This is a genomic window from Ruminococcus sp. (assembly GCF_045129435.1).
Lineage (GTDB): Bacteria > Bacillota > Clostridia > Oscillospirales > Acutalibacteraceae > Ruminococcoides.
Genome location: NZ_JBGVJL010000040.1, coordinates 1 through 9,870 on the forward strand (window position 1 = coordinate 1; position 9,870 = coordinate 9,870).

Annotated in this window: 10 protein-coding genes; 1 reads left to right on the plus strand and 9 read right to left on the minus strand. The window is 38.4% G+C overall.

Annotation, left to right across the window (positions count from 1 at the left end; genetic code table 11):
- Window positions 1-490 precede the first annotated feature (490 nt).
- The 9 genes from ACJMMI_RS02015 to ACJMMI_RS02055 form a co-directional block, all read right to left on the minus strand.
- Window positions 491-1,231 (minus strand): amino acid ABC transporter ATP-binding protein, encoded by a 741-nt coding sequence (locus ACJMMI_RS02015; RefSeq protein ID WP_405353023.1) that lies wholly within the window; start codon window positions 1,229-1,231, stop codon window positions 491-493.
- Window positions 1,221-1,952, minus strand: coding sequence for an amino acid ABC transporter permease (locus ACJMMI_RS02020; RefSeq protein ID WP_405353025.1), 732 nt, complete (start codon window positions 1,950-1,952; stop codon window positions 1,221-1,223). The genes ACJMMI_RS02015 and ACJMMI_RS02020 overlap by 11 nt, the downstream gene beginning before the upstream one ends.
- A 62-nt stretch (window positions 1,953-2,014) precedes the next feature.
- Entirely contained in the window at window positions 2,015-2,839 is an 825-nt protein-coding gene (locus ACJMMI_RS02025; RefSeq protein WP_405353027.1) for a transporter substrate-binding domain-containing protein, read from the minus strand.
- A gap of 198 nt (window positions 2,840-3,037) precedes the next feature.
- Window positions 3,038-3,790 (minus strand): TRM11 family SAM-dependent methyltransferase, encoded by a 753-nt coding sequence (locus ACJMMI_RS02030; protein ID WP_405353028.1) that lies wholly within the window; start codon window positions 3,788-3,790, stop codon window positions 3,038-3,040.
- A 24-nt stretch (window positions 3,791-3,814) separates the two neighbouring features.
- Entirely contained in the window at window positions 3,815-4,672 is an 858-nt protein-coding gene (locus ACJMMI_RS02035; protein WP_405353030.1) for a type II restriction endonuclease, read from the minus strand.
- A 13-nt stretch (window positions 4,673-4,685) separates the two neighbouring features.
- Window positions 4,686-5,570 carry a DNA adenine methylase gene (locus ACJMMI_RS02040; RefSeq protein ID WP_405353031.1) on the minus strand — a complete coding sequence of 295 codons (885 nt, stop codon included), beginning with the start codon at window positions 5,568-5,570 and terminating at the stop codon, window positions 4,686-4,688.
- A 132-nt stretch (window positions 5,571-5,702) separates the two neighbouring features.
- On the minus strand, window positions 5,703-6,092 hold the full coding sequence (locus ACJMMI_RS02045) for a DUF3783 domain-containing protein (protein ID WP_405353033.1): 390 nt from the start codon (window positions 6,090-6,092) through the stop codon (window positions 5,703-5,705).
- 23 nt (window positions 6,093-6,115) lie between these two features.
- Window positions 6,116-7,156: a D-alanine--D-alanine ligase gene (locus ACJMMI_RS02050; RefSeq protein ID WP_405353035.1), complete on the minus strand. Its 1,041-nt coding sequence runs from the start codon at window positions 7,154-7,156 to the stop codon at window positions 6,116-6,118.
- 55 nt (window positions 7,157-7,211) lie between these two features.
- A complete protein-coding gene (locus ACJMMI_RS02055) occupies window positions 7,212-7,550 on the minus strand; it encodes a phenylpyruvate tautomerase MIF-related protein (protein ID WP_405353037.1) in 339 nt (112 codons plus the stop codon).
- Window positions 7,551-7,946: 396 nt separating this feature from the next.
- On the opposite strand from ACJMMI_RS02055, the gene guaB reads away from it, so the two are divergent.
- A complete protein-coding gene (guaB, locus tag ACJMMI_RS02060; RefSeq protein WP_405353039.1) occupies window positions 7,947-9,425 on the plus strand; it encodes an IMP dehydrogenase in 1,479 nt (492 codons plus the stop codon).
- The last annotated feature ends 445 nt before the right edge of the window (window positions 9,426-9,870 follow it).

Sequence of the window (9,870 nt, forward strand, 5' to 3'; positions counted from 1 at the left end):
GGGAACCGTTTTACAAGGGTTGGGGGGGGGGCAAACCCCCACAATACTTTAGATAACGCAAAGTTTTGATAGCCAAACAGCTTGCTGTTTGGCGGCTTGAACGCAATGGCGTGAGCATTTTAATTGCGATAGCAACACAAAAAGACATTTTTCTTTTATTATTTATTAATGAAGTATTTCTTTTTAAAGGCTGTCGCCTGTTTTATCAAACTTTGCTTTATCACACAAACAGCGTTGCTGTTTGGCCTGAAAATTTGCAATGAAAACAGCTTTCTTGGGCGTTGCCCAAACCCACGAGCCTTTAAAAAGGCTCGACCTAAATTTTATATCCGAGCAGAAAGCATAGAAAAATCAATGCTTTTAATTCCCGACTATTACTCATTTATTGTCGGGAACAAGAAAACTGTTATTCAGCAAACTATCTTCTCGTAATAAAAAACACAAAAGCCTGACAAGCTACTACTCATCAGGCTATAGGTTAAATATTCAATTAAAATACCTTTGACAAAAATTCTTTCAATCTCTCGTTCTTTGGATTTGTAAAGAATTCCTGTGGCGGTGCCTGCTCAACAATTACACCATTGTCAACAAACACTACATTTGTAGCCACCTCTCGTGCAAAGCCCATTTCGTGGGTTACAACAACCATTGTCATTCCGTCCTTGGCAAGTCTTTTCATAACCTCAAGCACCTCTCCTACCATTTCAGGGTCAAGTGCCGAAGTCGGTTCGTCAAAAAGCATCACCTCAGGGTTCATACACAACGCTCTTACAATGGCTACACGCTGCTTTTGTCCGCCCGAAAGCTGTGACGGATAATCGTTGGCTCTGTCGGCAAGTCCTACTCTCTCAAGCAGCTCCATTGCCTCTTTTGTTGCCTCTTCCTTGCTCTTTTTAAGAAGCTTTACCGGGCCTAAAATCATATTTTTAAGAACGGTCATATGTGGGAAAAGGTTAAACTGTTGGAACACCATGCCCATTTTTCTGCGGTGGAGGTCAATGTCGATTTTCGGGTCGCTGATGTCAACGCCGTCAAAAATAATCTTGCCGTCTGTTGGCTCTTCAAGCAGGTTAAGGCAGCGTAAAAATGTTGATTTGCCCGAGCCTGACGCACCAATTACCACCATAACATCGCCCTTGTCAATCTCGGCATTGATGCCCTTGAGCACTTCTTTGTCGCCAAAGGATTTCTTTAAACCCTCGACCTTTATTAAAACATCATTAGTGGTCACTGCTGCGTAACCTCCTTTCAAGCTTCTTGAGGAAGTATGTCAAAATCAATACGATAATAAGGTAGATTAACGCTATCGCAATAAGTGGGAAGAAAGCCTCGTAGGTTCTTGAGCGAATAAGGTTGCCCACATAGGTTAAATCCTGCAATGCTACATAGCCGGCAACTGAGGTTTCCTTAACAAGCACGATAAACTCGTTGCCAAGAGCAGGTAGTACATTCTTAAATGCCTGTGGCAAAATGATGTGGAACATTGTACTTCTGTAGTTAAAGCCGAGTGAACGGCTTGCCTCAAACTGTCCCTTGTCGATTGACATAATACCCGAACGCACAATTTCAGCCACATACGCACCGGAGTTAATACCGAATGAAAGCACCGCTGCGATAATGCCGTTTCTTGATGACGCAAACACAATGTAGTACATAATCATAAGCTGAATTACTACAGGTGTGCCTCTGATTACTGTAATGTAGATGTTGCAAAGCACATTCAAAAACTTTAAGAGATAATCCATTGGCTTTCTGCATTTTCTGCCCATAAGGGTTTTGTCGTAGGTTGAGCGAACCATAGCAATCAAAAAGCCGAGAACAATGCCGATAATTGCAGCAAACACTGTAATTTCAACGGTTACCCCAAGTCCTTTTAAAAATTGCAGCCAGCGGTCGTCCTTAATAAAGGTTTTCTGAAAGCTTGCAGCCATTTCCTGAAAAAATTGATCCATATGCTAAATCCCTTTATACATCAGAAAAGCAGCTTTTTCGGCTGCCTTTCCAAAATTCTTAATTATTCCTTAACTATAATTACCTGAGTAGCTGTTGTGTAGCTGTCAGAGAAGCTGATAGCCTGCAATCTCTCCTCGGTAACAGTCATACCTGCCATACCGAAGTCAGCCTTGCCTGTCTGAACAGCAGTGATGATAGAATCAAAATCCATATCGTCAATAACGAGCTTGTAGCCGAGCTTATCGCAGATAGCCTGAGCCATTGATGCGTCAATACCTACAACAGTGTCGCCCTCATAATACTCATAAGGCTCAAAGAATGCGTTTGTAGCCATATGAAGCTCGCCGTTAGGATACTCTGTTCCCTCGGGGGTTACATAAGGAGTCTTGCCCTTTGTGTCATCGCCAATGAAGTTCTTTGCAATATTCTCTGTTGTGCCGTCAGCCTTAAGCTCTGCAAGAGCTGTGTTAATTTTGCCGAGAAGGTCTGTGTTGTCCTTAGCTACGCAAATTGCGTAATCTTCCTCTGCAAACGGCTCGTCAAGAATTTTAAGACCCTCATTAGCTGCAACGAATGCCTTAGCAGGCTCGCTGTCGATGATAACGCAGTCAATCTTGCCCTGTGTAAGAGCGAGAACAGCGTCGGCACCCTTGTTGTAACGCTCGATTATAGAACCTTTGTCCTCGTAATCACTTGCGTAAATGTCACCTGTTGTACCAAGCTGAACACCAATCTTTGCACCCTCAAGGTCGTCAACTGTAGCAATAGTCTTTGTGTCTGATGTTTCGTCCTTAGTAGCTGTGCCTGCGTTGCCGCCGCAAGCAGCAAGGAGCATTGAAGCTGAGCAAATTGCAGCCGCAAGTGCCAATGAAATTACTTTTTTCATAGAAAAATCCCCTTTTCTTCTTTTAAAAATCATACATCTATATAGTAATACAAAATCAAAAATAAATCAAGTAAAAACCGCAAGATAAATTTGCTAATTCCTACAAAATATCAGCGAATTTGCAATTATTTTTAAAGCATAAAAACACAGAGCAATATTATAAGATAAGAAATATTGCTCTGCTAAATTATATTTTAATTACATTTTATGAAACACAAAAAGATATTCGTGTGCAATGAGTAAAAAGTTGTATTTTACACTGTTGGTTTTCCAATATCCGGTTGCCCTGCAATTATGTTGTTCTTTTATTATGATTTCTTTTAAAGTAAAGCCTGCGTCCTGAAATATTTTCATTACTTCAAAACTCATAGGAATCATATGTCCCTTTTGCCTTGTGTCCCCCATAAGAATCGCACAGAATTTACCTTTTTTCAGCACTCTGTAACACTCTTTTGCAACAGGCTTCATCTGTTCAAGAAAATCTTTTACTTTAAGCTGTGACAAATCATCTTCAAGTCCGTCACTATACTTAATAATATTGGCATATGGTGGGTGTGTGCATATTAAATCTATACTTTCATCATCAACAAAATCAAGATTTCTTGCATCGCCCTTGCGTATATAAACTCTTCCGTTAGCTTTTTCATAATCAAAATTAGTTTTTTCTTCACAGCGTTCAAGAGCAACATCGTTACAATCTACACCAATAATATCTCTGTTAAGAAGTTTTGCTTCAACAAGTGTTGTGCCACCGCCTGCAAATTGATCAAGCACAAGATCGTTTTCTTGCGAGTATCTTAGAATAATATTTCTCGGAATATAAGGCGACCAATTACCTCGCCACTTTGCATCGTGAGTAGCCCAATCACCACGCTTAGGAAAAGACCAGTGTGTAGTCATTTCCAACTCAAAATCTTCAGGCTCCCACTTTTTAATTTTTTTCTGTTTCATATTAATTTTACCACTATGTTAATATTAAGCTAATTGCGATATTATATCATTTTCCAAATCTTTAATATTAAAAATTGTGTCCATTACATCAAATGTTTCTTCTAAATTGTGTCTTGCACTTTTCCAGCCCGAACCATCTGTAAACCACACAAATGTAAAACCGTCTATAGTGTCAACTTCCTGAGCAATCTGTTTATAGCTTCTCGCTGTTTCGTTGAGCTTTGAACCTCCACTCGCATAAAAGTTCGTTTCTATTCCATAAATCATATTTTTTGTTTTAATTACGAAATCAAATCTTTTTTCAGATTTTCCACTATTAGATATCGCAGAAAGGTCTATGCCCCATTTATCAGTTATTTCATGTATATACATTTCTTTAAAATAGGTATCGTTTTTCTTATAGCCTGCTTTTTTAATAAAGCTTTCTACTAAATCTTCCATTAAATGACCACCACGATTTTTTCTGCCGTTCGAGTCAAGTCCTGTTTCTACACCTGTAGCATAATCTACAAGATTATTTATTATATGGTTTTCCAATAAATCAAACAAACCTGTCTTTCTCATAAATATTTTGTATTGCTCAATACTATAATTTTGAGTTTTAAAATTATATGTAAATTCACCGTCACTATCCATAGCATATATTTCATTTGCTCTTACCGCAAGCAACAAAGGGATACACTTTAAAGTTTCAGGATATTTTGATATTACATTTTCAAAATCTTTTTCTATATTTTTTGAGCCGATTAAACTATTTAAAATATTTAGTTCAACCTTGATTTTATTTATATTATTATAAATCTTATCAAAATCAATATAATAATCATAATTTGCAATACTTCCACGAAACTCAGCGAGCCATTCATCAAAATTTCTTTTCATAATATTTCCTTATCTAAAAGTTACTTATTAATAGTTCGTTTATACTTCCTCTGCCTTTGCCTTTACTATTAATCATACGCTTGGCAGGTATTCTTTTAATGTTATAGTCTTTATATAAATCATCAAAAAACATATCATTTTCATCTGTATTTTGTGGATCTGAATTACTTGCAACAACAACAGCACCCTTATCAGAAATAGCATCAATAAACTCCGCCAATCGTATTTGTTCTTTATCATCAAACACTTTAGAAGAGTAAGATGTAAAAGATGATGTTTGCGTCAACGGTCGATATGGAGGGTCTATATAAACAAAAGTATCATTATTAATGTAATTAATGCAGTTACTGTAATCACCGCATAATATTTTTACATTTTTTAAAAGCAAACTGTTTTGTCTGAGAGTTGTTTCATCACAAATTAGCGGATTTTTATATGCACCGACAGGCACATTGAAATCACCATTTCGATTTACTCGATACAAGCCGTTAAAGCAAGTTTTGTTTAAAAATATAAATAAAGCCGCTATCTCTAATTCATTATATTTATTGTGATTATTCTTTAGTGAATTATATAGACTTCTGTTTTCGTTAAATATATTCCTTCTTTGCTCTGTGTCTGCACTAATAAAATTATTTTGCAATGCAGATAATTTATGAATAAGACTATCAACATTGTTTTTTATCTGATTATATGTAACTATAAGTTCTTTATTTATATCATTAATTAATACTTTTTCAGGCTGACAGTTCGCCAATATATCCAATAATACTGCACCGCCACCAACAAAAGGTTCACAATAGCACTTTATATTTTCAGGGTATTTATCTCTTATTTCACTGATAATCTGACTTTTTCCACCTGCCCATTTTACAAAAGGCTTTGTTTTTATATACATACAATCACTCACTAAACCTATACTATCTTTATATAATACCAAAAAAAAGCTTGATTAGCAAGATTAAAATTATAACAATAAAACAGAGCAATATTATAAAATACTGCTCTGCCAAAATATGCTTTAATAAATTTACAATTTAATTTTAAGATTAGTATTTTGTTTATCCTGCTTATGCTCCTCGCTGACTGTTTTATAAAGGCGGTTGCCGCTCCAACGGCTATTGTCGGGAGTTAAGGCACACATAAGGGGCATTTTTGTTATGCCAAAGCTTTCAAGCTTTTTAAGCATTATATTCAAGGTGAGGTACGGAAAATCCTTGATTACCATAAGTTCGTCAGAAAAGCTTTCAAAGCTGTCGGGCAACGGTTCAATATCCTTTAAGCCGAAAAGCTCGCCCACAGGCTTTGAAAAATCCTTTTTAACGGCTATTTTAACGGGAATTTTCATAGATAAAAGCACGCTTCTCACTGTCTTTAGTCTGTCGCCCTTGTAATTATAAAGTAATACAGTCTCATTCACCGCAAAGTCACCTCAAACTGCAATTAGTTGTATTTTTCGAGAGAAACCTCAATGATTTTTTCGCAAAGTGATGGGTAGTCAATGCCCTCTGCCGCTGCTTCCTGAGGAAGTAAGCTTGTAGGAGTCATACCCGGAAGTGAATTTGCCTCAAGGCAATATGCTTCGCCCGACACTTTATCAAGAATAAAGTCAATTCGTGCATAGCTCTGGAGATTAAGTGCCTTGAACGCAGCCTCGGCAGCCTTGCGAAGTACATCGTCCTCACTTGGTGTGATGTCCGCCGGACAGATTTCGTCTGTTGCACCTGCCTGATACTTTGCTACATAGTCATAAAAGCCTGTTTTTGGAATAATCTCGATTGGTGGCAATGCTCTGCCACCGATAACACCGACTGAGAACTCTCTGCCCTCAACAAACTGCTCAACAACGATTTCTTTTTCATAGTTAAAAGCCTCTTTAACAGACTTTAAATACTCGGCTCTGTTCTCTGCCTTTGTAATACCAACGCTTGAACCGCCTGAGCAAGGCTTTACAACGCATGGGTAGTAACCCCAGTCCTCAGCGTCCTCTGCTGACTTATACACTCTGCCGGCAGGAGTTGTAACCTGATTTTGAAGAAGAACGCTCTTAGTGAGTGCCTTGTTCATAGCAAGAGCCGAACCCAAGTAACCTGAACCTGTATATTTAATGCCGAAAAGGTCGAGTGTTGCCTGAATCTGACCGTTTTCGCCCTCACCGCCGTGAAGTGCAAGGTATGTAATATCAGCCTCGGCACAAATTTCTATAATATTCATACCGATAAAGCGAGCTGACTTATCAAGACGCTTTTCCTTAACTGTTTTAATGTCAGGAATTTCTGTACCTACGCCAAGGCTGTCTGTAAAGCTGTAGTTGTTTTTAAAGAGTGCGTCAATGTCACAGATATTTTCTTCATAACCCATAAACACATCAAGCAAAACTACCTCGTTACCCTTTTCACGAAGAGCAGACGCTACCTTGATACCTGAAGATATAGACACATCACGCTCTGTACTTAATCCACCTGCAAGAACAACAATTCTCATAATAACTCTTTCTCCCAATAATAATTATCCAAATAATAGTTTTAAAGTTTTATTTTCAGAACATAAAGCTATCCATGCCCCAATGCTCAATTTCATCATATTTTACATAGCAACGCTTGCCCGAAACACCGTAGCTCTGCATAATTTTGCAGATGTTTTCGGTAGCTTTTGCGTAGCCGTCATTTGTAGCCTTACCCAAAAGCTTGACCTCCACTATTGCCACAGGCTCGTCACTGTTTTGCTGAAAGCTCATTTTTACTCCGTCATTAACGGCACACATCACATATGCTTCGCTTTTACCGATAACCTTGAGTGAAGAACAAAGTTCATTCATAAGCTCGTCTGCTTTCTGCTTTGAGAAAGCGATATTTGTTTTAACATCTATAAAAGGCATAAAATCTATCCTTTCGTAAATTATAATCTAAATAGCTATCCTATATTATAATACGCAAATAAAGGTAAAGCAAGGCTTTTTTGCGGTTGTAATAAAGTTTATAAAAAGCGTTTTTTATACATCTGTAAAAGCAAAATATTTTTGTCATTTTGCATATTAAAACAGGAAAATATTATTTAAAACAACGAAGTATAGGTGCTGATTATACAACTGAGCGTAAGTAATATCTTTCAATATAAACAAAAATTTACTGATTACGCAGACAATAACAGCTTATAAATTTTTCGACATAAAAATTATAAAAACTACAAATTACCTGTTGCACTTAAAGGATTTTTTTGATATAATTAAATTTAATAATAAATACTACGAGAAAAGGAAAATGGAGGATAGATTATGTTGAATACAGATTACAATCAGAAATTCGGCAAAGAAGGTCTTACCTTTGACGATGTACTTCTCATTCCGGGCGAGTCAGATGTTGAGCCGAAAAATGTTGACATTTCATCAAATCTTACAAAGAATATCAAACTTAACACTCCTGTTGTTACAGCCGCAATGGATACTGTAACCGAAACTGCAATGGCTATTGCTATTGCCAGAGAGGGCGGTATTGGTGCCATTCACAAGAATATGAGCATCGAAAAGCAGGCTGACCAGGTTGACCGTGTTAAGAGAAGCGAAAACGGTGTTATTGTAAATCCGTTCTTCCTTTCTCCTGAGAATACAGTTCGTGACGCAAATGACCTTATGGGCAAGTATAAAATCTCAGGTGTGCCAATCTGCCGTGACGGCAAGCTTGTTGGTATTATCACAAACCGTGACCTTCGCTTTATGACCGGTGCAGATTTTAACCAGCCAATCGCAAGCGTTATGACATACGAAAGCCTTGTTACTGCTCCTGTAGGCACAACATTAAAGCAGGCTCAGGAAATTCTTCGCAAGCACAGAATTGAAAAGCTTCCGCTTGTTGGACCTGACGGTAGCCTCAAGGGACTTATTACTATTAAAGATATTGAAAAATCAGTTCAGTATCCAAACTCAGCTCGTGACGACAAGGGCAGACTCCTCTGTGGTGCTGCTATCGGTGCTACTGCTGATGTTCTTGACAGAGTTGCAGCACTTGTTGATTCACAGGTCGATGTACTCTTCCTTGACTCAGCTCACGGTCACAACTCAAACATCGTAAAAACCGTTGCTAAGGTTAAAAAGGCTTATCCTAATGTTCCTCTCGTTGCAGGCAACATTGCTACAGCTGAAGCTGCAAAGGCTCTTATTGAGGCAGGTGCAGACACAGTAAAGGTTGGTATTGGCCCCGGTTCAATCTGCACAACAAGAATTGTTGCAGGTATCGGTGTACCACAGATTACAGCTATTTATGACGCAGCTTGCGAGGCTTCTAAGTACGGTATTCCTGTAATTGCCGACGGCGGTATTAAGTACAGCGGAGATATTGTAAAGGCACTTGCCGCAGGCGGCAGCGTTGTTATGGTCGGCTCACTTGTTGCAGGCTGTGAGGAAAGCCCCGGAGAAAAAGAGATTTATCAGGGCAGACAGTTCAAGGTTTACCGTGGTATGGGCAGCCTTGGTGCAATGGGTAAAGGCAGCTCAGACAGATACTTCCAGGCAAGCAACAACAAGTTTGTTCCTGAGGGTGTTGAGGGTCGAGTACCTTACAAGGGAACTCTTGGCGACACAATCTATCAGCTTATGGGTGGTCTTAAGTCAGGTATGGGCTACACCGGCTGTGCTACTATTTCTGAACTTCATCAGAAGGCTCAGTTTGTAAGAATTTCAGGTGCAGGTCTTCGTGAGAGCCACCCACATGATATTCAGATTACAAAGGAAGCTCCAAACTACTCTTTCAACGGTTGATTTTAAATTGAATATTATTATTTACCGCTTGGTGTTGTAACCAAGCGGTATTTTTTGGCTTAATGTCAATGATTGGGGTAAATTATTGTTTAGCAGAGAGTTTCTGATAAATAATATAAAATTTAGGTCGAGCCTTTTTAAAGGCTCGTGGGTTTGGGCAACGCCCAAGAAAGCTGTTTTTATTTCAAATTTTCAGGCACAAACAGCAACGCTGTTTGTGTGTGCTAAAGCAAAGTTTGTTAAAACAGGCGACAGCCTTTTAAAAGAGATACTTCATAATAAAGAAGAACGGATTTTTGTGTTGCTGTCGCATTATAAGGCTTTCGCTATTGTGTTCAAGCCGCCAAACAGCCTGCTGTTTGGCTATCGAAGCTTTGCGTAAGAGAAAAGTATTTGTGGGCTTTGCCCACACCCACAACCTTTAAAAAGGTTGACCAAATTTTTA